Source organism: Spirosoma validum (genome assembly GCF_014699035.1).
Classification (GTDB): domain Bacteria; phylum Bacteroidota; class Bacteroidia; order Cytophagales; family Spirosomataceae; genus Spirosoma; species Spirosoma validum.
Genome location: NZ_JACXAA010000001.1, coordinates 611,952 through 636,781, shown reverse-complemented (window position 1 = coordinate 636,781; position 24,830 = coordinate 611,952). Strand labels below are relative to the sequence as shown.

The 24,830-nt window shown below is 45.6% G+C and carries 25 protein-coding genes; 2 read left to right on the top strand and 23 right to left on the bottom strand.

Features of this window, described 5'->3' with window-relative positions:
- Positions 1–28: 28 nt before the first annotated feature.
- Positions 29–862, top strand: a complete 834-nt coding sequence (locus IC230_RS02475) for a polyprenol monophosphomannose synthase (RefSeq protein ID WP_191037377.1) — start codon at positions 29–31, stop codon at positions 860–862.
- A gap of 12 nt (positions 863–874) precedes the next feature.
- Here the strand turns inward: IC230_RS02475 and IC230_RS02470 are convergent, their stop codons facing one another.
- A complete protein-coding gene (locus IC230_RS02470; RefSeq protein ID WP_191037376.1) occupies positions 875–1,219 on the bottom strand; it encodes a hypothetical protein in 345 nt (114 codons plus the stop codon).
- 347 nt (positions 1,220–1,566) lie between these two features.
- On the opposite strand from IC230_RS02470, the gene ffh reads away from it, so the two are divergent.
- Positions 1,567–2,886: a signal recognition particle protein gene (gene ffh, locus IC230_RS02465; RefSeq protein WP_191037375.1), complete on the top strand. Its 1,320-nt coding sequence runs from the start codon at positions 1,567–1,569 to the stop codon at positions 2,884–2,886.
- Between the two features lie 79 nt (positions 2,887–2,965).
- On the opposite strand, the gene IC230_RS02460 is transcribed toward ffh, so the two are convergent.
- From IC230_RS02460 to IC230_RS02355, 22 genes are all read right to left on the bottom strand, one after another.
- On the bottom strand, positions 2,966–3,670 hold the full coding sequence (locus IC230_RS02460; protein ID WP_191037374.1) for a DNA alkylation repair protein: 705 nt from the start codon (positions 3,668–3,670) through the stop codon (positions 2,966–2,968).
- Positions 3,671–3,740: 70 nt separating this feature from the next.
- Positions 3,741–5,192 (bottom strand): cell division protein FtsZ, encoded by a 1,452-nt coding sequence (ftsZ, locus tag IC230_RS02455; RefSeq protein ID WP_191037373.1) that lies wholly within the window; start codon positions 5,190–5,192, stop codon positions 3,741–3,743.
- An 83-nt stretch (positions 5,193–5,275) separates the two neighbouring features.
- Positions 5,276–6,691, bottom strand: coding sequence for a cell division protein FtsA (gene ftsA, locus IC230_RS02450; RefSeq protein WP_223860191.1), 1,416 nt, complete (start codon positions 6,689–6,691; stop codon positions 5,276–5,278).
- Positions 6,688–7,461, bottom strand: a complete 774-nt coding sequence (locus IC230_RS02445) for a cell division protein FtsQ/DivIB (RefSeq protein WP_191037372.1) — start codon at positions 7,459–7,461, stop codon at positions 6,688–6,690. Before IC230_RS02445 ends, ftsA begins: the two co-directional genes overlap by 4 nt.
- 37 nt (positions 7,462–7,498) lie before the next feature.
- A complete protein-coding gene (gene murC / locus IC230_RS02440) occupies positions 7,499–8,884 on the bottom strand; it encodes a UDP-N-acetylmuramate--L-alanine ligase (RefSeq protein ID WP_191037371.1) in 1,386 nt (461 codons plus the stop codon).
- A 69-nt stretch (positions 8,885–8,953) separates the two neighbouring features.
- The gene (gene murG, locus IC230_RS02435) at positions 8,954–10,045 is read right to left on the bottom strand and encodes an undecaprenyldiphospho-muramoylpentapeptide beta-N-acetylglucosaminyltransferase (RefSeq protein ID WP_191037370.1); all 1,092 of its coding nucleotides are present in this window, start codon (positions 10,043–10,045) and stop codon (positions 8,954–8,956) included.
- Between the two features lie 2 nt (positions 10,046–10,047).
- The gene (locus IC230_RS02430) at positions 10,048–11,169 is read right to left on the bottom strand and encodes an FtsW/RodA/SpoVE family cell cycle protein (protein ID WP_191037369.1); all 1,122 of its coding nucleotides are present in this window, start codon (positions 11,167–11,169) and stop codon (positions 10,048–10,050) included.
- A 71-nt stretch (positions 11,170–11,240) separates the two neighbouring features.
- A complete protein-coding gene (gene murD, locus IC230_RS02425) occupies positions 11,241–12,596 on the bottom strand; it encodes a UDP-N-acetylmuramoyl-L-alanine--D-glutamate ligase (protein WP_191037368.1) in 1,356 nt (451 codons plus the stop codon).
- 89 nt (positions 12,597–12,685) lie between these two features.
- Positions 12,686–13,018 (bottom strand): large-conductance mechanosensitive channel protein MscL, encoded by a 333-nt coding sequence (gene mscL / locus IC230_RS02420; RefSeq protein ID WP_191037367.1) that lies wholly within the window; start codon positions 13,016–13,018, stop codon positions 12,686–12,688.
- Positions 13,019–13,062: 44 nt separating this feature from the next.
- Complete coding sequence (locus IC230_RS02415; RefSeq protein WP_191037366.1) at positions 13,063–14,061, bottom strand: DUF3078 domain-containing protein; 999 nt, start codon at positions 14,059–14,061, stop codon at positions 13,063–13,065.
- Between the two features lie 51 nt (positions 14,062–14,112).
- Entirely contained in the window at positions 14,113–14,940 is an 828-nt protein-coding gene (locus IC230_RS02410) for a mechanosensitive ion channel family protein (protein ID WP_191037365.1), read from the bottom strand.
- A complete protein-coding gene (locus IC230_RS02405) occupies positions 14,937–15,140 on the bottom strand; it encodes a hypothetical protein (protein WP_191037364.1) in 204 nt (67 codons plus the stop codon). The genes IC230_RS02410 and IC230_RS02405 overlap by 4 nt, the downstream gene beginning before the upstream one ends.
- A 15-nt stretch (positions 15,141–15,155) precedes the next feature.
- On the bottom strand, positions 15,156–15,761 hold the full coding sequence (locus IC230_RS02400) for an RNA polymerase sigma factor (protein WP_191037363.1): 606 nt from the start codon (positions 15,759–15,761) through the stop codon (positions 15,156–15,158).
- 147 nt (positions 15,762–15,908) lie between these two features.
- Positions 15,909–16,064: an RNA polymerase sigma factor gene (locus tag IC230_RS34730; protein WP_394355463.1), complete on the bottom strand. Its 156-nt coding sequence runs from the start codon at positions 16,062–16,064 to the stop codon at positions 15,909–15,911.
- Between the two features lie 371 nt (positions 16,065–16,435).
- Entirely contained in the window at positions 16,436–17,269 is an 834-nt protein-coding gene (tsf, locus tag IC230_RS02390) for a translation elongation factor Ts (protein WP_191037361.1), read from the bottom strand.
- 171 nt (positions 17,270–17,440) lie between these two features.
- Positions 17,441–18,274 (bottom strand): 30S ribosomal protein S2, encoded by an 834-nt coding sequence (rpsB, locus tag IC230_RS02385; protein ID WP_191037360.1) that lies wholly within the window; start codon positions 18,272–18,274, stop codon positions 17,441–17,443.
- A gap of 156 nt (positions 18,275–18,430) precedes the next feature.
- Positions 18,431–18,817, bottom strand: coding sequence for a 30S ribosomal protein S9 (rpsI, locus tag IC230_RS02380; RefSeq protein WP_191037359.1), 387 nt, complete (start codon positions 18,815–18,817; stop codon positions 18,431–18,433).
- Positions 18,818–18,823: 6 nt separating this feature from the next.
- A complete protein-coding gene (gene rplM / locus IC230_RS02375) occupies positions 18,824–19,267 on the bottom strand; it encodes a 50S ribosomal protein L13 (RefSeq protein ID WP_191037358.1) in 444 nt (147 codons plus the stop codon).
- A gap of 125 nt (positions 19,268–19,392) precedes the next feature.
- On the bottom strand, positions 19,393–20,601 hold the full coding sequence (gene mraY / locus IC230_RS02370; protein ID WP_191037357.1) for a phospho-N-acetylmuramoyl-pentapeptide-transferase: 1,209 nt from the start codon (positions 20,599–20,601) through the stop codon (positions 19,393–19,395).
- Positions 20,602–20,724: 123 nt separating this feature from the next.
- Entirely contained in the window at positions 20,725–22,188 is a 1,464-nt protein-coding gene (locus tag IC230_RS02365; RefSeq protein ID WP_191037356.1) for a UDP-N-acetylmuramoyl-L-alanyl-D-glutamate--2,6-diaminopimelate ligase, read from the bottom strand.
- Positions 22,189–22,272: 84 nt separating this feature from the next.
- A complete protein-coding gene (locus IC230_RS02360) occupies positions 22,273–24,387 on the bottom strand; it encodes a penicillin-binding protein (RefSeq protein ID WP_191037355.1) in 2,115 nt (704 codons plus the stop codon).
- Complete coding sequence (locus IC230_RS02355) at positions 24,377–24,784, bottom strand: FtsL-like putative cell division protein (RefSeq protein WP_191037354.1); 408 nt, start codon at positions 24,782–24,784, stop codon at positions 24,377–24,379. The genes IC230_RS02360 and IC230_RS02355 overlap by 11 nt, the downstream gene beginning before the upstream one ends.
- Positions 24,785–24,830: the final 46 nt, after the last annotated feature.

Genomic DNA, 24,830 nt, shown 5'->3' with positions numbered 1-24,830 from the left:
AATACCTCTTTATCTAATCTTGACATCTGTGAAAGAGCGTTTAGTCGTCATTCCAACGTATAATGAAATTGAGAATATCGAAGCCATTATTCGAAAGGTGTTTACATTGCCGGAACCGTTCGATATTCTTATTGTAGACGATGGCTCGCCCGACGGAACTGCTCAGCGTGTACGTGACCTACAGGAAATATTTAATACAGCCAACGATTCTTCATTGTCGGGTACGGCAAACACACCGACTCGCACTCGGCTTCATTTACTCGAAAGACGTGGGAAACTCGGTTTAGGAACAGCCTACATTGATGGTTTCAAATGGGCCTTGTCAAGAGGGTATCAGTATCTGTTTGAAATGGATGCTGATTTCTCCCATAATCCGGAAGATTTAATCAAACTTTATCATGCCTGCGCGGACGAAGGACCTGATCGGGCCGACGTAGCGGTTGGATCGCGTTATATTCGGGGGGTTAACGTAGTGAACTGGCCAATCGGTAGAGTATTGATGTCATACTTTGCGGGGGTATATGTACGCTTCATTACCGGTATGTCCGTTATGGACCCAACGGCAGGGTTCGTCTGTTACCGTGCTGACGTATTGGAAGTGATTCTGCATAACCCAATCAAATTTGTAGGCTATGCTTTCCAGATTGAAATGAAGTTTACGTGCTGGAAATACGGCTTTCGGATTTGCGAGGTGCCCATTATTTTCACCGACCGCACGAAAGGTGTTTCTAAAATGTCGTCAAAGATTTTCAAGGAAGCTGTTTTTGGAGTGCTGCAAATGAAGATTAGCAGTTTCTTCAGACACTATATACCAAGAAAACAAACCGCAACGTCGACGAAAGAAACAGTAGCTTCTCTCTAATTTAGTACCTACCTATTGGTTATTACTGGTACGATGGGCATGGCTTACTTCGCGAACCATTGTCATTAACCGTTGCCAGCATCGGCCAACCGTTTTTTTGTCCTGGTTTTTCTGAACGGTTGCTGTTGGAGCCGCAAGTGCGGATTTAGCGACTGCATTACGAACTAGTACCGGAGCTTTTTTCGACTCGCTGGATTCTGTTTTAGCAGCCAGCATAGGTTCCTTTTCCGACTTTGCTGTAGTTGATAACGTACCCTGACATGGCATTGCCGACGCTGTCATGGATACGAATAAACTCGTTGCTATCAGCGTAGCAGCCAAATAACTCGTTACTTTGTTCATCGAAAGAATTCTCATGAGTAGGTTCTCAGCATTCATCTCTGTTGCATAAGCAACGTACAAAACCATGAATCGCTTGTTCGAAGATAACGCAGAATTGAATTATTGATATATAGAACTGCAATAAATATTTTTCAAGCAACCATTTTTAACTCATTTAATTATAAAGAACACAAAGTTTATAAAATAATATATGGTTTCCCGCGTTTTTGTTGACCGTTACGTTACCATTAGTTGATTGTCTATTCGGTCAATATTGCTGTAGATAAATTCAATGAAATAGGTAGTAACAGCTCTCTCGCTTATTTCAATGTTCTACCGCCCGCGGGAAACTGTTATCTTTACAGGATCGTTTGTAAAAGACTATGTTTGAGAATCTTCAGGATAAGCTTAATAAGGCCATCAAAACCCTAAAAGGGCAAGGTCGTATTACCGAAATCAACGTTGCCGCAACCATCAAGGAGGTTCGACGAGCCCTCACCGACGCCGACGTTAACTATAAAGTTGCAAAAGATATTACTGACCGTATCCGCGACAAAGCACTTGATCGTAAAGTGCTTATTTCGGTTGAACCGGGTCAACTCTTTGTTAAGATTGTACAGGAGGAATTGACTGAGTTGATGGGCGGTGAAGCGCAAGGCATCAATATCAAAGGTGATCCGGCAGTTATGCTGATTGCGGGTCTGCAAGGCTCTGGTAAAACCACCTTTTCGGGCAAGTTAGCGTCGTACCTGAAAAAACAGGGACGTAACGTATTGCTGGTAGCGGCCGATATTTACCGGCCGGCGGCTATTGACCAGCTAAAAGTATTGGGTGAGCAGGTTGGCGTAGATGTTTATGCCGAACCGGACAATAAGAATGCTGTTCAGATTGCACAGAATGCCATTGCCCAGGCGCGAAAAACCGGTAAAAAAGTCGTGATTGTCGATACGGCCGGTCGGCTGGCGGTTGACGAGGCTATGATGCAGGAGATCGAAGCTGTCAAACGGGCTATCTCACCTACCGAAACGTTGTTCGTTGTCGATTCGATGACGGGGCAGGATGCGGTCAACACGGCCAAAACCTTCAACGAGCGGCTTAATTTTGATGGAGTCGTCTTAACCAAACTTGACGGCGATGCACGCGGTGGTGCAGCTCTTTCCATCAAAACGGTTGTCAACAAGCCAATCAAATTCATCAGTACGGGCGAGAAAATGGAAGCCCTCGACGTATTCTACCCCGACCGGATGGCTAGCCGAATCCTGGGTATGGGCGACGTAATTTCGCTGGTAGAGCGCGCTCAGCAAGCTTTTGATGAAGATGAAGCGAAGCGTATCAACGCCAAGATGCGTAAGAACCAGTTCGACTTTGATGATTTTCTGTCACAGTTACAGCAGATCAAGAAGATGGGCAACGTGAAGGATCTGCTCGGAATGATACCGGGTATGGGCAAGATGATCAAGGATTTGGATATCGACAACGATTCCTTCAAACCTATCGAAGCGATTATCAGCTCAATGACGCCCAAAGAGCGCCAGCGACCTGACATCATCGATGGAAGCCGCAAGAAACGTATTGCTGCTGGTAGTGGCACGAACATTCAGCAGGTTAATAACCTGTTGAAACAGTTCGATGAGATGCGTAAGATGATGAAGAAAATGAATACCATGCAGGCATCGGGTAAGTTGAATAAGATGATGCGGTAAAAATATATAGTTGAATTTTTCGGTTTAGGTTGGGTTAAAGCAGGCTTTCTTTTTTGCGTTAGCCCAACCTAAATTACTTTTATAGCTCCAAATAATATCGTCGGCGGGAGGGTTCGAAGCGCTCGATCGCGTAACGAAGCGCCGTGCGGGGCATTTGCCCGACATGATCATGCAAAAACTCTTCCAGTGCATCCGGATTGCGCTTACCTACTTCGCGGAGCATCCAGCCAATAGCTTTATGAATTAAGTCGTGCTTATGGGGTAACAACAGTTCAGCAAGCGCAAACGTATCGCCGAATTGACCTAGCCGAATAAGCGCTAAAGTTGAGATAATGGCCATGCGCTGGGTCCATAGATTTTCTTCATTGGCCAAATCATACAGAATGGAGCGATCTCCCCGTGCTACGTATCGCCCAAGAATGTGTGGGCAGGTAACATCAACCAAGTCCCAGTTATTAATGTACTGTCGATTCGCCAAATACCTCTCTAAAATGGCTTCCTGTAGCGTTGCTCCCGCTTTTCGATTCTGAGTAACCCAGATGAGCAACCCCACCATACGACATTCGTGATAAGGATCACGTACTAACTGCTCCGTTTCATTTATTGGGAGATGTCGATAAAGCTTTACCACCTTATGTTGCTGCGGCATTGAAAGCCCCAGAAATTTGTCACCTTCACCATATTGCCCCGGTGCCGCTTTGAAAAAGCGAGCGACTAATACAGCACGATCGGGTTGGGCCAAAGCAAAAAGGGCGTTCTTTACGTTGGGGTAAGTCAGTTCCATACAGGACAGAAAATAAAAAAGCAGAGACTCCTACGAATCCCTGCTACTTACATAGGCGCATAATACGCTATTAGTCGTTCAATTTTGAGCGTACAAACTCCTGCTCAGATAATAATGGCAGAGCATAAAGCATTGTTTTGTTACGTTCAAAAGTAGGCCGGTCGAGGTCGGCAGCTAAGTATTGACCTTTAACGAAGGTATCTACAGTACGTTTAATAAGATCAGCATCACTAGGCCGCTCTTCCTCATCCAGGATTAATACGTCAGATGCAGGCTCTTCCTGCGGGAAAGAACGAGTCGTTCCCGACATATCCGGGCGAATGATTGTCGTACCGTTATAGCCAGTAGGGGTTTGCTTATCATCACCCTTTACGCTTATTCCTACTGGATCGGGACCCATGGAATCACCTTCGTCATCAACGAGCACCAAGTCGCCGGATGGGTCTTCTTCATTTAAAAGGCCCTCTGCTAACCCATCTGGTGCATCAACCAGGTCGGTGGGTACTTCGGCTTCAGCTGTTGTAGCCGGGCTTTTAAGCTGGTCCATCAGCGTAGTGGTACCGTCGAAACCAGCTGCGATAATTGTGACCCGCAGGCTTTCTCCCAGGTTTTCGTCCGTAATGGCACCAAACTTAAACATGCGGGCTTCGGCCTGAATTTTCTTTGCTACGTGCTCCGAAATCGCCATCTGCTCTTTCAGACGCATGGCATGGGCCTTACTTGATGAAATCGTTAGCAGAATTCGTTTGGCTCCCCGAATGTCGTGATCATTGAGCAAGGGCGAGTTTAAGGCGGCTTCGATGGCACGTAGCGCCCGATCTTCACCTGCAGCCTCAGCCGATCCCATTACCGACTGGCCAGCGCCCTCAAGTACCTTCTTAACGTCGGCAAAGTCAGCGTTGATGTCGCCCTGCGTTGTGATGATTTCAGCGATACTTTTTACCGCGTTTGCGAGCACATCGTCAGCATGGGCATAAGCTTCTGTCCAGGTTAACTCACTATATAATTCTGCTAGTTTGTCGTTTAAAACGACCAGAACCGTATCGCAGCTTTTCTTTAGTTTCTCAATACCTTCACGAGCCTGTTCTTTCTTGTCGGTGCCTTCGTACCAATAGGGTGCAGTCACGACGGCTACCGTTAGTAAGCCCATTTCACGGGCAACTTCGGCAACTACCGGAGCCGCACCTGTACCTGTACCTCCACCCATACCGGCCGTAATGAAGACCATTTTGGTGGGAGGGGCTAACAAATGACGAATTTCTTCAATACTGCTACGAGCTGCATCTTCGCCTGCTTTTGCTTCTGTACCAGCACCTAAACCATCTCCCAATTGCAGCTTGGTTGTAACGGGATTGCTCATAAGCGCTTGACGATCCGTATTGCATACTGCAAAACTCACATCCTGCATTTGCAGTTCGTGCATGTGTTTGACAGCATTGCCGCCCATGCCGCCTACGCCGACAACCTTGATTATAATTGGGTTCTCGTCTGGAATTTCGAATCTATAGCCCTGACTATTCATCGTATCAGTATGTGATGTCTCTTTGTTATATAAAAACTGGGTAAATATCATAAAGCCGGTGATAAACCGGCTTATTATAGGCACTAGTACGGATCAGTTTCGTTGCCGCGTATTGGCTGCGTCAATTTACGTAACCAACGCATAACGGCTCCTTCCTCGGGCTCTTTTTCTGTCTTCTCGGCTGGCTTTTTCTCAACGAGTTTATCCCGACTAACAACCGGCGGGTGGCTGTACGTTGGACGAGGAGAAGGTGGCGTCTGATATTCTTCGTTATAAACCGCTCGATTCGGATCGCTGATGAACGAAATCCGATTATCAATGGTCTTATAACCTGCCCAAACCAGGCCGACAGCCGTAGCATAAGCCGGATCTCCCACTAAGTCGGCACGTCCATTGGGTTCAAGATGCTCTGGAAAACCAACCCGTACTTCCTCAACGCCCGTAACTCGTCCAAAGATATGCTCGACCCCTGGAATCAATGCTGACCCTCCGGTCAGGACAAGACCACCTAATAATTTACCATCGTAGCCCGACCGCATGATTTCAGCCTGTACCAAAGCGGCTATTTCCCGTAAGCGATCCTCAATGATGACCGCTACGTTCTTCAGCAGCACATCTTTGGGTTTACGATTACTCAACCCTGGCACGGCCACAACTTCGTTTAAGTTGTATTCCGCCGGATTCGCACTACCAAATTTCTTTTTAAGTTGTTCCGCCTGGTTCGGTAAGATTTTGCAACCGGCTTGAATGTCAGAGGTTAAACTGTTTCCAGCCCATGGGAAGACGGCTACATGGCGTAGTACGTTCCGATAGTAAATGGCCATTTCAGTTGTTCCGCCACCAATATCGACCAGAGCAACACCAGCGTATTTCTCTTCGTCCGTCAGTACGGCCAGCCCTGAAGCTAAAGCCGATAGCATCATTGTATCTTGCGCCAGGTTATTGCGCATGATACATTTACGAATGTTGCGGGCCGCATTCGCCTGAGCAGTAATCAGTTGAAAATCAGCACCCAGTTTAACGCCGTTTCGACCAACGGGCTGATTTACGTTCATTTCCGTATCCACCATGAAGTCCATGGGCAGGACGTGGATAATTTCTTTATCCGCCGGGATCGACGTGCGGTACATATCATTCAGCAGATGATCAATGTCTTCGCTCTGGATCTCATCGCCCGACGATGACCGGGTAATGCTTCCGCTCGACTTAACCGACGTAACGTGCGAACCGCTGAAACTGACATTGACTAAATGAATGTTCAGATTCGATTGGTTGGAAGCTTCCGATACAGCCCGCCGAATGGCATTAACTGTATTATTGACATTCACAACAGAGCCTTTGGCTACGCCATCCGTTAGAGATGTTTCGCCAACACCCAGCACTTCAAGAGTTTCCTGCTCTTTGTTATTACGAATCAACCGTCCGGCCACGGCACATACCTTGGTGCTGCCGATATCCAGACCCACTACAATTTTCTCGTCCATGCCCGTTGTTGTCATTCGCAAACTAATTGGTTTCGGTATTGAACATTTACCCGGCTGTAGCGATCCCATCCTTTAGCCGGTAAAATGTCTGTATAGACTAATTTTAACTTCTTAAATTTTGCACTCAGGTCAGTCGGCGGCCCAAACTCAATCCGGTGATTGCCCATTTGCGGCCACATCGTTACGTCTCTTTTATCGTCGATCGATAATTCGACAATTTGCGCCCGCCAGAACGGATCATCATGGATTTGTTTCAATAAATCCAGTAATGGCCGGTTACGTTCATTTGTCAGCGAACGATTCTGTTTAAAATAGTCCCCGGTCAGAATTGGAACTCTCGCTGAGTAATTCATTGACACAGGGAAAAAACGTCCTTCTTCGCTAACGTACTGCCCTACTACAGGTCGCGTTTTATCGCTGGATGCCATAAGGCGAGCCAACGGACGAGGTTGTTCAATCACGACGAGTAAATCCCCCGTCAAGTCACGCGATACCTGGCAATTTTTCACCAAACCATGTTGACGTAATCGTTGCTCCAACTGGCGAAAATCAACATCGGTATACTCTTTACCAATGATCGGATCTGCCCCACCGTTGGTCAGGTATCCCATTACGTCCCGACGCGTCAGGAATTGGTGTCCATCTACCTGATCGAGTCGAACGTTGACTGTCCGAACGCGCTTCGCTGCTTGCCGAATCTCGGTAAAAGCGATAAGGCCAGACAGGCTTAAAACACCCCCGACTACGAGTAACCATTTTTTGGATGATTTAAAGGTAGTTAACATTTGTAAATTACCTAAACTGTTTATCGAATATTTTTATTTACTGGTACATCATTGTGTTTTTCAGGGTTGGTAAGAGCTGGTCAATATCCCCTGCGCCAATGGTTACAAGCAGCGATGGCTTCATTTTCTGCACAACGTTAGGTAATTCAGCTTTGGTGCATTTTTTTTTCGTTTTCGATTTTACGTCCCGAAATATTAAATCTGACGTTACACCTTCTATCGGTAATTCACGCGCTGGATAAATATCAAGCAGGATAACATTGTCAGCTAAAGACAGACTCTCGGCAAAGCCTACTGCAAAGTCCCGGGTACGACTAAATAAATGCGGTTGAAATATGGCCGTTAATTCACGATCGGGATAGAGCGCTTTTACCGATGACAAAAAAGCCTGTACCTCAGCTGGATGATGTGCATAATCATCAATAAGCACCGCTTCATCTGATTTAAGAATATATTCAAATCGCCGGCGAACACCCCGATAACTGTTGAGTGCTGTGCGGATCGCTTCTGGCGAAACACCGACCTCCAGTGCCACTGCTCCGGCGGCTACGGCGTTCTCCACATTGTGAAAGCCTGGAATCATTAATTGAATATCCGAAATGACTCCTTGCGGATGGACAAGATCAAACACGAAAGAGGCCTGTTGTATTCTAAGGTTCTGGCTGTAATAGTCACCACTTTGTAACGAATACTGCCGAACCGTTGCTTTTGTTTTGTCTGCAAGAGTTAATTCTTTTTTCATGAAAAGAACTCCATCGGATTCTATCTGGCTAACGAACTTGCCAAACGATTCCAATACCGCGTCGTGAGCACCATAAATGTCCAGATGGTCAGCATCTGTTGACGTAACAATGGCGTACTTTGGAAACAATGTCAGAAACGAACGATCGAATTCGTCGGCTTCTACAACACATACTACCGACCGAAGATCATCGGCAGGTTGATTGAGTAAAAAATTAGTACCGTAATTGTTGGTAATGCCTCCCAGAAAAGCGGCACAGTTGACTCCGGCATCCCGCAGGATATGGGCAACCATAGACGACGTAGTCGTTTTGCCATGCGTACCAGCTACACCGATAGTGGTCATCTGGCCCGCCAATAAACCTAACACCTGAGAACGTTTTTGGAGCGTAAATCCATGTTCCGTAAAGTAAATGTATTCCGGGTGGGTTTTTGGAACGGCAGGGGTATAAATTACCAACGTGTCGGCCGGATTCTGCCGAAATGGCTCCGGTATCTGATCAACATCTTCCGTAAAATGAATGCTCATACCCTCAGCTTCCAGGGCATCTGTTAGCGCAGTAGATGTTTTGTCGTATCCGGCTATAGGATAGCCATTTACCTGAAACCAACGAGCCAGTGCACTCATACCGATGCCGCCGATCCCGAGAAAATAAATATACTTGAACTGGTCTAAAGTCATTTGTTAACGGTGAAGAAAGGGAGGGCGAAAAAGGGAAAGAGGAGTTATCAATTTCCATCTTCCTGCTCCTTAATTTATAAGTTTAATTACTTCCTGCGCGATATCTCGGGCGGCATTAGGTTTGGCTAGTGTTTTAATTGCTGTAGTTAACTGTTTTTGTTGAATCGGATTGTTGAGTAGGTTGAGTGCAACCGTAACGAGTTCTTCACGGGCGTTCCGATCGTTGACAAGCAGAGCTGCGTTACGTTCTACCAGACTCATAGCATTTTTCGTTTGATGATCTTCGGCAGCTGCTGGAAAAGGAACCAGAATGGCCGGGCGTCCTACCAGACATAACTCTGAAACCGATAAAGCACCTGCTCGCGATACCACTACGTTGGCTACGGCATATGCTTTGTCCATATCGTAAATGAAATCGTACGCTTTGATCAATGGAGAGCCGACAGTCGCAACGGCTTCACGAGCCCGCTCGATGAAAGCAGGTCCTGTTTGCCAAATCACCTGAATACCTGCATCCACAAAACGCTTTAATCCAGCTTCTATACTCTCATTAATTGTTCGGGCTCCCTGACTACCACCAATAATTAGTAATGTCGGGCGGTTGTCCTCTAAATCAAATAGTTCTCGGCCGACTTCCCTCTGCTGATCAGCAAGTTGAATATCGCTGCGAACGGGATTACCCGTCAGCTTAATCTTATTGGCTGGGAAGAAAGCTTCCATGCCGGGGTAGGCTACACAAATACGTTTTGCCCAGCGAGCCAGTACTTTATTCGTTATACCGGCGTACGAATTCTGTTCCTGAATCAGCGTAGGAACACCTTTTAAGGAGGCAGCTAAAAGCAAAGGCCCACTCGCATACCCACCCACACCTACAGCTGCATCTGGTTGGAAGTCACGAACGATTTGTCGGGCCCGGAGTAAACTGCGACCTAGTTTGAGCGGAAACCCCAAATTAGCTAACGTTAATTCGCGTTTTATTCCGACAACTGGTAATCCTACAATCGTGTAACCCGCCCGGGGCACTTTTTCCATCTCCATTTTCCCTTCGGCGCCTACGAAGAGAATTTCAGTAGTTGGGTCTATGGCCTTCAGTTCGTTGGCAATGGCAATAGCTGGATAAATATGCCCGCCAGTGCCACCTCCGCTGATGATAATTTTCATTGTTAAATTTTGCTTTCGTCAACTTCTTCCCGACTAACACTCAGCACGATGCCGACTGCTAAGCCGGTGAATATGAGCGATGTGCCCCCCATACTTAATAAGGGAAGCGGCTGCCCCGTAACAGGTGCCAGACCAATAGCTACGCAGATACTGGCGAATGCCTGAAAAACAATACTGAATGTGAGACCTGCCGACAACAATCCTCCGAAAGGTCGGGTAGCTTTCTGAAGCGTTTTCATGCCTCGCCACAAAAACCATAAATACGCCAAGACCACTGGAATCCCACCTAGCAGAAGTCCGTATTCTTCGACAATAATCGCGTAAATGAAATCAGAAAAAGGGTTGGGTAACGTATTGCGCTGGTGGCTGTTGCCTGGACCTTGACCCGTTAATCCACCGTTGGCAAGCGCGATGTAGGACTGTTCAACCTGGTATACAATCGTATCGGAATCCATAAAGCTTTTCATCCGATTGGTGGCTGTTCCGAAACGCTGACCTGCTAAGAGAGCTGTTCCACCAAACAGGACACATGCCGCGATCATATAGCCCAAATAACGCACAGGCACGCGGCCAATGTACATCAGTAAAAAGCAGGTTGCCCCCAATAATAAAGCGGTAGACGTATTGGATAGAATAATTAGGGCGCAGATTAAGGCAATCCAAAAAATAAGGTTAAACAACACACTAGGATCACTCATGAAACGCTGCCGCTTGGCCAGCATGGCCGCGAGATTAGAGATGAGCGCTAGCTTTGCTAAATCGGATGGCTGAAACGTTTGATTAATAATAGGAATCGTGACCCAACGCGAAGCATCATTTAAGTTTGTACCCTTAAAAAACGCCCATAATAGCAACGGAACGGACAACCATAAGCCGTATTTCGACAGACGGGCGTAGTAAACGTAATTGATTTTGTGGGCAAAATAGGTGCAGGCTAAACCAATAAGCAGGAGAGATCCGTGTTTTATCAGAAACACTTCAGTATTGCCGTCGAGTTCGCGAAAAGCCTTCGTACCTGTCGCGCTGTAAACGACCAGCACGCTCATAATAGATAGATAAAGCACAATCCACCAGATTTGGCGGTCGCCTTTAAGGTGGGTACGAATCCAGTCGCGGAGAGCCATGTTTTCGAATGATGAATTTATGAATGATAAATGATGATCGAGTCTTCGGCGATCCGACGGCGACTCGATCATCATTTATCATTCACTAGTAAATTTTGAACTGCTGCTTTAAATTGATTGCCCCGATCTTCATAATTTTTGAATAAATCGAAACTCGCACAAGCCGGAGATAATAAAACAACATCACCCGGTCGGCCCCACTCAAGTCCTTTTGCGACGGCATCAGTAATTTCCTGAGTTTCATAAATAGAGGAAATCGTGTTACCGAAGTAATCTACTAATTTATGATTGTCAACACCAAGACAAATCAGCGCTTTTACTTTCCGGCGAACAACTTCATCTAATTGGCTATAGTCATTGCCTTTGTCCTGCCCGCCAGCTATCCAGATAGTTGGCGCATCCATACTCGACAACGCATAAAAGACGGAGTCAACATTGGTTGCTTTCGAATCATTGATGAATTGAATGTCCCCAATCGTACCTGCTGGTTCAAGACGATGCGCTGCATTCTGGAAAGTTTTCAGACCAGCGCTGATAGCTTCCTGGGAAATGCCTACCGATTGAGCCACAAGTATAGCCGCCAACATGTTGATTGCATTATGCGGACCACGTAGCGGTGTTTCCGATTGCAGTATAGTAAATGAGCGATCCCTATTCTTGGCGATTAATGCACCGTTAGATAAGTAGCCACCTTCAGTAATCGCTGTTTCCAGAGAAATAGGTAATTGATTAACCTCAGGTTTGCGCTTTGATAGCTCATCTACAATAGGCTGGCTTTCGGCGAAATAGATAAAGTCATCGCTCGGCTGAGCATTCTGGAGAATTCGGAATTTAGAGTCGACGTAGTTCTGGAAGTTGTAGCTATAACGATCAAGGTGGTCAGGCGTAATATTCAGCAGAACCGTTACGTCCAGATGCGTGGTATACATGTCATCCAACTGAAAGCTGCTGAGTTCCAATACGTAATAGTCGAACCTATCCGTAATGACCTGCTCCGCAAAACTATCACCTATGTTACCCGCTAAGCCGACGTTCAAACCTGACGTTTTGAGCAGATGATAGGTTAGTAACGTAGTGGTAGTTTTACCGTTACTTCCTGTAATGCCAATAAGCCTGGCTTTCGTGTAACGGGCTGCGAATTCGATCTCAGAGATAACCGGCGTTCCCTGTGTGCGGAGCTTCTGAACGAGTGGAACCGTTGCTGGAATTCCTGGGCTTTTAATGACTTCAGATGCGCTTAAAATTCGTTCCTCTGTGTGCTGGCCTTCTTCAAATGGAATACCCGCATTTTGCAGCGTTGTTCGGTAGCATTCTTTTAGTAAACTTTTATCTGACAGAAAAACCTCAAAGCCTTTTGCCTGTGCAAGCAGCGCTGCACCAACGCCACTTTCGCCCCCACCGAGAATGACTATCTTTTGAACTGACATAGTAAATCTATACTATCGGCAAAATAACGCATAAATGAAGAAGCCCCGACTATAGATCAGGGCTTTTCAATTATTTTTCTAAATTCTACTTATTCTTTTGGCGCCAGCGAATTTGACAAGCGAGCACGATTTGCCAGTTTAACAATTAAGAAAACCACCCAGGCGATAATTAAGAACTGAATCATCGTATTAAAGAAATTACCATACCGAATAGCAACCTCGGGCGTTGTACCAACCGCTTCCTTCAGCACAATTTTTAGCTGACTGAAGTCAATACCACCCAGAATTAATCCCAGTATAGGATTGATAACATCCTCAACCAGAGAAGTTGTGATTTTACCAAAAGCGGCTCCAATAATAACGCCGACGGCCAGATCAAGAACATTGCCTTGAGCAATAAACGTGCGAAATTCGCTAAGCATAAGGGTCTCTTTTTAGGTTAAAAAATTAAGTACGTTACTGTTAATTAAAACCGACCATTAGGGTCGGTTGGTTTAGCGGGTTCTTTTTTAGTGCGGAAGTTACTGATATTATAAACCAATCCAATAGCCAGTGTTTGCTGAATTTGCAGCTCAGTACTGAAGTCTTTGTTATAAAGAGCTATCAGGCCAAACGTTGTACTTAGGTATCGGTTTATTTTCGCGGTCATCAGCAAGTCAAGTCGGTGATTAATATTATCTAATTGCGAATACTCTGTAAAAAGCTGATAGCGAGCATTTAAAGAAATATTTTCAGTAATGTTACGATTAATAACCGTTTGTAATTGAAAAGCCAGCCATTCAGTTCGAGAGTTCTTACCCGGAGCGACACCATAAACCGTAGCATTAGGATCTGGTCGGAAGAGGCCTGTTGTCTGATCGGCACTCACACGTACTCCTTGGTCAGATAAAAACGTAAAACGGGGAGCTAGCGGGCTGATCCGTACGGCGAACCAATCATTCGGTTTGTAAGCGACACCAACGGATAGGGTTAACTGAGCGGGTGCAAAAAAATTCGATACGCGCAGACTAGTTTGGTCGTTGGGAAGCTTATCGTAGCGATAGCCTGGAGCGAAAAACGTATTGAACGTACCGGAAACGAACATATCCCATTTAGGCGCAATTTTACGACCCAATACTGAAATGATAATAATTTGATCGGCCGCTTTACGGGTATTACCTAATTGCGTAACGTAGCCTAACTGAAGATCTGCCGTGTTGTCCCAGGAGGTTTTTTCTTTTTCATAAAACGCACGGGCGGCTATCACACCGCCTATAGCCAGTGAGTTGACACCTCCTCCTGACCAGTTACTAAATGATGCCTGGTTAAAATTGATACCGCCACTAAATGATTTTTGCCAATAAGACGTATCAGGTTTTACGGCTACTGTATCCTTAAAATTTGTTGTCGTGCGGGTCGAATCCTGGGCGAATGTCTTACCTAAATAAAGCCCGACAAGCAGTATAGACAGGACATGTTTTCTCATAGGTTATGTACGATTTACGGTTAAAAAGGTGCTGTACTGTGGAACAATCGATTAGTTGAAAACTTCTACTTTTTTCGTTTGTAATGTCTGTAAGGGAATAACCGTAGTTGTATCGCCAGTACGTAGCGTCAGTGACATTGTATCAATTTTAATAATCTCTCCCCTGATCTCTTCGATCTGAATTGTCTGGCCTTCTTTGTATTTATTTTTTGTGTAAAAAGACGATAGGATATTAGCCATTATGTCGCGAGACGCTATGCCATATCCTATAGCAAAGGCAAAAATTACACCGCCAATGATGAGATTAAAACTTGATTCCAGTAGTTCAGTATTGATCCCGGCCTGCCCTAAGGCACTGATGACTGTGATGATCAGGAAGAAAGCAAAGACAATCATGCTGAGCAATCTTCCCGAGGCAATATTAAAGGATTGGCACAGGTTTAATACGGCACTACGTAATGCATCGGCTACTAGTACACCTACCTGCAACATGATGGCGGCAGCAATTAATTTAGGAATAAAATTGATGAGCGAGGCTACCATCTCAGAAATAGCCGCTACTCCTAATTTTTCTGTTGCCGCCTTGATAAATACCAGCAGAATGAAGTAATAAAGAACCTTTGCGATAATCTCGCTTAACTTAATTTCTGTCTTAAGCTGCTTGACTATACTAATTTCATTTAAGCGATTGCCAATTTTATCAAACCCTACCCGACCTAATATGCGCTTTATGATAAGAGCAACAAGCCGGGCAAAGCCTATTCCGATTAATAGAATGACGATTGCTCCGAGTAATCGAGGAACAAATTCGACAAATTGATCAATAAGAGTTTGAAAAGTGTTACGTAGTACGTCGGCTAATTCAGGAAGTTGTTTCATACAGGAAAGTTTGTGTCATCGGAATTCACTTGATTAGGATTGACCAGTGCCGATGCCAGCCCAAACAAATCGCCTACATAGAGTTCAATAACGGTTATAGCATTACGGATCAGATCAATCTCCGAAACTAATTCAGCTTTCAAATGCGGTGGGCATTGGGCATCGGGTTCAAGCTCCTTAAATGGATTTGGGCTTTCCATAGTATGACAGATTAATTAACGAAAAGGCCAGCGGATCGACAGAGCAACTTTGATTGCCAACAATAACCAGAATAGTGCTCCTTCAAGGTAATTCTTGCGAAGCTTATCGCGTGAACGCTTAAGACGCATTTTTACAGCACTCTCAGTTAATCCATTGATAGAAGCAATATCACGAATACTAATATCATCCTGATATTTCATCAGCAGCATTGTTTGTTCTTCCGGGGCAAGCTGGTGCAACGCTTTTTCAAGTTGCTTAGCTTCCATTTCGGCCATTTCCGCTAAGCCATCATCTGATTCTACATCCAGTCGCTCCCAATTATCATCCATATATACCTCCCGCCGTAGGTTATGCGAGCGTAGTTGGTCTGTGCAATAATTATAGGTAATCGAGTACAACCAGGTTGAAAATTTAGCTTGTTCCCGAAAGCTGCTAAGCTTGACGACTAACTTCAGAAAGATGTCATGAGTCAAGTCTTCAGCACGAAGGGGGTCTTTTGTAAAAGACAAGCATTTGCGATATACTTTATCACAGTAACGCTCATATAACTTTTCAAAATAGGTATTACGTTGAGTCTCGACATACAACCGGACTAACTCTTCATCCGAAAAATGCTGCATTTTTTGAGGTGGTGGCTATTAAGACTTAAAAGAGATGTAAAAGTAACATAACTCGTTACTGAATATATAGGAAACAAACAGAGAATACTGAACAGATAGGCCAGCAATTATTTTTTCACAACATACAAGTATAAAGAGTTTGAGTATTTATAGAAGCAGATTCTGACGATACTGAGTCCGTTCAATAGTATCAATACACTGATGATAGGTAATGGAGTAAATCCAAGTTGAAAACTTAGCTTGCTGTTTACAATCACTTAATAGTCTCAAGAATACATTCTGTGCTAAATCTTTGGCATATATTCTACCTTTTGCGAATGAAAGACTCTTTCAAAGATTTTATTGGAAAAGCGCTTATCGAATTGGCTAACGTAATCGCTACGTTTAGTTTTAAGCAAGCTGTTAGCTAGTTCTTCATCCGTAAAATTTTGGAACATATCCGAGTCAACTATAATTTATGTCTACTATAGCGCAAATGTGCTGAAATTTTGTCATATATAAATTAACATATTATAATAAATGATATTTAAATGTATGTTGAAGAAGAATAACCAATAAATAAAAATAGGCTGAGAATAAGGATAGCGGTTTATGTTTTGGCTCAAGCAGCTTGGCTCAAAAAATAAAAAACCCGACTCAAAAAGTCGGGTTTTTTATAAAGCAGTTATATAATCTTAACCAATCGCGACACGCTTAAAAGCCGAGACGGTCAAGCCTTTGCTGGTTTTATCTAACAGCTGTGAGATTGTCAGAGAGTTATCTTTAACAAATTCTTGATTCAACAGGGTGTTCTCTTTATAAAATTTATTGAGTTTGCCCATTGCAATTTTTTCCAGCATAGCTTCTGGCTTGCCTTCCTGACGAGCCTGTTCCTTACCGATCTCGATTTCACGTTGAACGATCGTAGCATCAACACCATCCTTGTCTAAAGCAACTGGCTTCATGGCAGCAATCTGCATGGCGATATCCTTACCTACTTCCGCTACATCAGTGCCATTGGTATTGGTTAAACCAACAAGAACGCCCAGTTTACCATTTGAGTGGATGTATGATACCACTTTATCGGCTGATACAGTTTCAAAAGAAGCTACATCAATTTTCTCACCGATTTTACCCATCAAATCAGTGATGTGATCTTGCAGCGAGCGACCATCGGCTTGTGGAGTAGCTAATAAAGCAGCTTTGTCGGTGGCCTCTGTAGCAACAGCTGTACTGATAACAGCCATCGCCAGGTTTTGGAAATCGGCAACTTTCGATACGGGTTCAGTTTCGCAGGCGAGTGCAATCACTTTACCTGTTTTTCCATCTGGACTGACGTGTGCCAATACAATGCCTTCTGCAGTTGCATTGTCGGCCCGTTTGTCAGCTATTTTCTGACCCTGCTTACGCAGAATTTCTTTTGCTTTGTCAAAATCGCCATCAGCTTCGGTAAGGGCTTTTTTGCAGTCCATCATACCGGCTCCAGTCTCTTGCCGAAGTTTATTTACGTCAGCAGCGGTAATTGCCATGATAAAAGGGGTTGTTTGTTTGAATTGCCAAAATTTCTTTGGCAATTGGCTAATTATGTGTTGAAATGGAATAGCCCATAGCAACTGGCTACGGGCTATTTTTTATAGTCGATTAGTCAGCAGTTACCAATCCAATAATCCATCAGCTGGCAAACTAATAAACCGACTAAATTATGCTTCCTGCTCGTCTTCAGCAACGGCAGCTGGCGAAGAGTCAGCTACTGGCTGTGTTTCACCTTCGGCGCGAGCTTGCGCAAGATCTTCGTTACGTTTCGCTTCTTCTTCATCCTGAATCCGCTGATCGTCTTTATCCTGCTTCCGCTCCATAAGACCCTCTTCAATAGCTTTACCGATGGCAAGCGTAATCAATGAGATAGACTTATAGGCATCATCATTAGCTGGAATAGCGAAATCTACAGATTCGGGATTCGAGTTTGTATCGCAAATCGCGAAAACAGGAATACCTAAACGATGCGCTTCAGCAACAGCAATGTGTTCACGCTTTACGTCAACAACAAACAAGGCGGCTGGTAAACGAGTCAGATCGGCAATACCACCTAATACCCGCTCCAGTTTCTCTTTATCACGAGTACGGATCAAACGTTCACGCTTAGCAATACCTTTGACGGTCTCCTCGTCTTTCAGCATTTTATCCAGCGTTTGCATTTTCTTCAGTGACTTACGAATCGTAGCAAAGTTCGTCAACATTCCACCCTGCCAGCGGTCTGTTACGTAAGGCATCTTCAGACGGCGTGCTTCTTCCGAAACAATTTCCTGTGCCTGCTTTTTTGTTGCTACAAACATCACCTTCCGACCCGAGCGAACAATACCTTTGATGGCATTGGCTGCTTCGTCCAGAGCTGCAACCGTTTTGTTGAGGTCAATAATGTGGATGCCGTTTTTCTCCATGAAGATATACGGAGCCATCCGGGGGTCCCACTTACGCGTAAGGTGGCCAAAATGCACACCAGCGTCTAGGAGGTCTTTATATTCGATTTGTGCCATTTCTGAAAATGAACTAGTAAAAAATGATTAATAAAAAAATACGCAGCACCACGCATCGGCATCATCTAAGCGCAGTCTGGACAAGTAAGCAAGGTGTTGGATGCAAAGAGCAGGGAGTAAAAATACCATGCTCCGGGCGCCAGCCTCCATGCAGAATTAACGTTTCGAGAACTGGAAACGACGGCGAGCCTTCCGGCGACCATACTTCTTCCGTTCAACCATGCGCGAATCCCGTGTCAGGAATCCTTCTTTTTTAAGAGCGGGACGGAAATCAGCGTTCATTTCAACTAAAGCACGAGCGATAGCCATGCGAGTTGCTTCAGCTTGTCCGGCCACGCCACCACCGCGAACGTTGACTTTCACATCGTAACCACCCACACCGTTAACGGTTGCGAACGGTTGATTCAAAATGATTTGCAGGACTTCGGTCGGGAAATATTGTTTGTAATCTTTTCCGTTCACCGAGATGGCTCCGCTGCCTGCCGACATGTAGATGCGGGAGATGGCAGTTTTACGGCGGCCAATGGTATTAATACGATCCATTATGACTTAGAATTTAACTGCTGTGGGTTGCTGAGCGTCGTGTGGGTGTTGATCACCAGCGTAAACATACAGGTTGGTGTACAACCGCCGACCAAGCCGATTTTTCGGCAACATACCTTTCACAGCATGTTCAATGATGCGCTCAGGGTGTTTTTCGAGCAGCAACCGGGGCGATGCGAACCGTTGACCACCGGGATAACCTGTGTGGCGAACGTAAACTTTATCGGTCATCTTAGCACCCGTCAGGCGCACCTTGTCGGCGTTGATGACAATTACGTTGTCTCCGCAATCGACGTGCGGAGTGAAGTTGGTTTTGTGTTTGCCGCGAATCAGGCGTGCGATCTGGCTGGCTAGCCGACCGAGGATTTCACCCTGAGCGTCAACCACAACCCATTCCTTCTGCGCCGTTTCTTTGTTGGCAGAGATGGTTTTGTAACTGAGCGTATTCACTTTATGGAGACTAATTGGTTGATTTCTAATAATTTATCCACACTAAGGTGTGTCCCGGTCTGAAACGGGAGTGCAAATATAGGTGATATGGGTCTGAAAAACAAGGATATACTTGAGAATTCGTCTTAACGCAGCTTCAACGTTGCCAGGGCAAGAACAGCCAACATAATGCCGACGATCCAGAAACGAGTGACGAGCTTAGCCTCGTGATAGCCTTTTTTCTGAAAGTGGTGGTGTAAAGGCGACATAAGAAAGACACGTCTGCCTTCGCCGTACTTTTGCTTCGTGTATTTAAAATAACTAACCTGTATAATGACCGACATGTTTTCAACCAGAAAAATACCGCAGACGAGCGGAATCATGAATTCTTTACGAATGGCTAAAAATAAGACAGCGATAACTCCTCCTAGCATTAGACTGCCCGTATCACCCATAAAAACCTGAGCAGGATATGAATTATACCATAAAAATCCAACACAAGCTCCAACAAAAGCAGCGCAGAAAATTACTAACTCACCTGAGTTGGGTATATACATAATGGTCAGGTACTGAGAAGCAATTTTGTTGCTTGATAACCAGGCTAATACGCCTAGGGTTAACGCAATAATGACGGATGTGCCAGCTGCCAGTCCATCAATCCCATCAGTAATGTTAGCGCCATTGGAAATAAACGTAACGACAAAAATACAGACCAGTACGTAAACGATCCAGGTGTAGCTATCTGGCAGAAAACCGAACAGGAGCGCACTATAATCGAAGTCAATGTTTTTGACAAATGGAACGGTTGTTAGTGTCGATTTAATATCAGTATAAACATCAGGCACATCCGAGGTATTCAGCAAGCGTGGGGCATATTTACGGATTTTGACGTACTGGTTAAAATATAAAGTCAGCCCAACAATAAGCCCTAGTCCCACCTGTCCCACTACTTTAAATTTACCCTGTAAGCCTTCTTTATTCTTTCTGAAAACTTTGATGTAATCATCCAGAAAGCCAATCATACCGGTCCAGATAGTTGAAACCAATACCAGCACTACGTAGACGTTAGAAAGCTTCAGAAAAAGAAGGGATGGAATCAGCAGAGAGGCCAGAATTATAAAACCGCCCATTGTTGGTGTTCCGCGTTTCTGCATCTGTCCTTCCAGACCAAGATCGCGAATGGACTCACCAATCTGCAGATTACGAAGCGTGTCGATAATACGTCGCCCGAAAACAGCAGCAATGAGCAGAGAAGTTACCACGGCACCGAGCGCGCGAAAGGAGATGTATTGAAAAACCCCGGCACCAGGGAAGTTGTAGCGATCGTCAAGAAACTGAAAGAGGTAATAAAGCATAAATTATAATGAGCGAATGACTGATTGATAGAATGATCGAATAGCTGGCGTAGACATTTAATCACCGCTCCGGCGGCCCAGTCCTTCTATCAATCAGTCATTCAAATTACACACACGTCAAAGTTACTGATTTCCGCGTTCTGCGAAAGCTTCACGTAATACGGTCCGGTCGTCGAAGTCGTATTTTACACCTTTGATTTCCTGATACGTTTCATGGCCTTTGCCAGCGACTAAAATAATGTCGTGTGGCTTTGCAAGTGTTACCGCCTGATGAATGGCCTCGTGCCGATCTTCAATCGTTTTCGTTTTTTTGACGTCGACAGGGGAGACACCAGTTTGCATTTGTTCCAGAATAACCATCGGATCTTCATTACGTGGATTATCCGAGGTCAGAATGACGCGGTCGCTAAACCGGCAGGCAATTTCAGCCATGATCGGGCGTTTGGCCGCATCACGATTGCCCCCGCAGCCTACGACCGTGATGATTTGCTCATTCGCTTGCCGAAGGTCATTGATTGTTTCCAGAACGTTTTGCAAGGCATCGGGTGTATGGGCATAATCGACAATGCCTACAATCTTATCGTCTGAAACAACCTGTTCGAATCGGCCCGGCGGAGGGGTGATCCCCGACAATAATGTTAATACTTCATTAGGGTCTTCTCCCAGTAAAATGGCTGCGCCATAAACGCCCAGAAGATTATACGCATTAAAGCGGCCGATGAGTTTAAACCAGACTTCCTGGTTGTCTACCAGCATGTGTAGCCCGAACAAACTATCGGCAATTACTTTCCCTTTGAACGTAGCCAGCGTTTTTAAGGAATAGCTTTCCTTCCGGGCAGGCGTGTTCTGCAACATCACTAAACCACGTTTGTCATCCACGTTTGTCAGCGCAAAAGCTGAAGCAGGAAGTTGATCGAAGAAGCTCTTTTTTGCCCGGATGTAGTGATCGAACGTACCGTGGAAGTCGAGATGATCGTGGGTTATATTGGTAAAAATTCCTCCGGTAAACGTTAAACCGGCGATACGTTCCTGCACGACGGCATGCGAGCTTACTTCCATGAACACATGGGTACATCCATGGGTAAGCATTTTCGTAAGCAGTTGATTCGTCGTTATAGCATCAGGAGTAGTATGCGTGGCTGGGATTACTTCATCGTCAATTTGATTCTGAACGGTCGATAGGAGTCCACAGCGATAGCCCAATGATCGAAATAGCCGGAAAAGCAGCGTAGCTACGGAGGTTTTGCCGTTAGTACCTGTCACGCCAACCAGCTTGAGTTTTTGTGAAGGATGATCAAAAAAAATAGCGGCAACCAAGCCCATTGCCCGCGATGAATCCTGCACCTGGACATAGGCAACGGTGGGGTTGATCTCCGCCGGAAATTCTTCGCATAAAATGGCAGCCGCTCCCTGACGAACGGCTGTTTCAATGAAATTATGGCCGTCGGTGACAGTTCCTCGTACGGCAATGAATAAACTTCCGGAACCGACCTTACGCGAGTCCATTGTCAGACTTGTTACGTCAGTATTCATGCTACCCGACGTAGCCAGCAGCGAAATTTTATAGAAAAGGTCTTTGAGTTGCATACGGATAGAACGAACAAGCTGTTCGTTTGTCGTCTGCAAAAAAACAGATTGGCAGTCGGACTACCTAATTTTACGTGCTGGTACTTATCCCAATGTGAGTGTAATCACCTTTTGAGCCGTTTTGGTTGTTTCGGCACCTGGCTCAACGGATTGCTCTTTTACTTTCCCACGACCTTCAACCAGCACACGAAAGCCACGATTTTCGAGTAGAAATAAGGCATCACGTAAGCTTAAACCACGAACATCGGGTACCTGACCGGGGCGAGTCGGACGGGATTTCCAGCGGCCATCTGGTGAGGCTTCAACCCAACCTTCAGTCGATGGTTCGTTGGGTAATTTCAACGCTGATCCGATCGTGTGTAAATCGTCGGCGTAACCCGCTACTAAATCCGTTGACGATTGTGGCCGCGACGCACTTGCCTGCATAGGGGCATGCATCCGAATGTCGGAGGCAACAATCCGATCGGCTACGGCCTTAAACACAGGGGCTGATACGGCTCCTGCGTATAGACTGCCTTTATTTTCCCCCTGATGCGGATTATCGACTACCGTAATCATGCTGTATTTTGGTTTGTCGGAAGGGAAATAGCCGATGAAAGAAGTATAATAACGACCAGGCTGATACTGCCCGTTGATAATTTTCTGGGCGGTTCCTGTTTTACCCGCGATACCGTAATGGGGGTTGTTAATGTGCTTGGCCGTACCATTGGCAACGACGCCCCGTAGCAATCCCTGGGCCTTACGTATGGTCTCGGAGGAGCAGATAGGGCTAGATGATACGTAGGGCTTATTGTCTTCAATCAGTTCATCGGCAAGCTTAATTTGCTTCACGAGTAAAGGGCGTACCCAATAACCATTGTTGGCAACAGCGTTATAAAACGTAAGCATTTGCAGCGGAGTTATCTGCATTTCGTACCCATACGACATCGATGGCAGCGAATATTTGCTCCAGCCTTTCATATCAGGGTTACGAACCACCGGTACTGCTTCGCCCTTCATATGGATACCCGTCGACGTAGTTAAATGGAATTGGCGTAGATACTGGCAATACAAATCAGGGCGACTATAAAAATAGCTTCGCATGAGCAAATGAGTACCAATGTTCGACGATTTCTCGAAGACCTGCCGGGCCGTAATTGTTCCCGAGCCGCCCCCGTTGGAATCGGCTATTCGGAGGCCATTGTAACGGATAGCACTATGGCCTGTTTCAACAGTCTGATTCAGCGAAATGGCTTTCTCTTCCATCAGGGCCATCATTGTGGCTAACTTGAACGTAGAACCGGGGTCAGTACGTCCCGCCAGAGCATGGTTAAAGTTCTCGACGTACCGATTCCCTCGTCTGGTTAGATTAGCTAAGGCTCTGATTTCACCGGTAGCAACTTCCATCACAATAACACATCCTTTATCAGCCTTATATTTTTCCAGAGCTTCGTGCAGCGATGATTCAGCTATGTCCTGGAAATTAACGTCTATCGTTGTGTAAAGATCCATGCCGGGCTCAGGCTTCATATCCGGGCCGTCGTTAACGGGTTTACGAACCCCCCCTGATAGCACTTCAACTAGGCCAACGGCATTCTTGCCCGCTAAAGCAGGCTGAAAACTGGCTTCCAGACCAATAAGACCCCGGCCCGTTTTGGCGTCAAGATTCCCGATGGTACGTTCGGCCATACGATCGAATGGATGATAGCGCTCATAGTAGGGGCGTAGCACCCCTCCGCGAGCAGCTACTTTGGGCGTAGACCGGAAAAAGGGCCATTTAAGCATCTCCTGGCGCTCCTGAAACGTTACCCGCCGACGGTTTAACAGGACGTAACGACGTTTCCGATTGCGAGCATCCCGAACAACGTCGGCATAGTCGCGGGCGGAGCGGTCTTTATAGATTCGCGACAACAGCAGACCTAAGGAATCGATCTTTTTGGCGAAGTATTCTGGTTTGGCCACGGTTGGATCTAAGCCAACAACGTATGAGGGTAACGAGGTGGCTAATAGTTTGCCATCGGTATCATAAATGTTACCGCGCATGGCCCGGATCGTATCACGCTGGATTAAGGTGGCAGCTACGCGCTCGCTCCAGAACTTGCCTTTAAAGGTCTGAAAATACTGCACATAGACTAGTCGTGTGATGACTCCAAAGGCAAGAATAATAACTATGTAGAAGACGTGATTGGCCCGCTGAATGATATCCTGCTTAATGTTCATGGGTCTTAACAACGATTTTATGTGGAGGAGTTTGACTATCGGAAAGGCCAAGCGAAGCGACACGCTTGCTGATTTCGGATTGTTTACCGCTCTTATCAAAGTCAGCCTGCAGAACCGTTTCCCGCGAACGGAGCTCGTCTACCTGAACCGTCATGCGCTGAATCCGTCGAACCAGTCGTTCTGCATTGTGATTCAGGCCAATGTAAATAATCAGCAGAAACGTAACCCACAGAATACGGTCTATATGCCGAATGGGCCAGCTATTGTCTTCGCCAAACAGTCGATCTAACCCAATAAAGTCATTCAGCCACGATGCCAGTTTCAGTTTGCGACGTTGTTTCTTCTGTTGAGCCTGCTGGGCGATACGTTCGGGTTCCCGGAAAGTATTTTTAGCCATGACGGGTTAGGATGCGATATATTTACAAAGAAAGACAAATAGTATG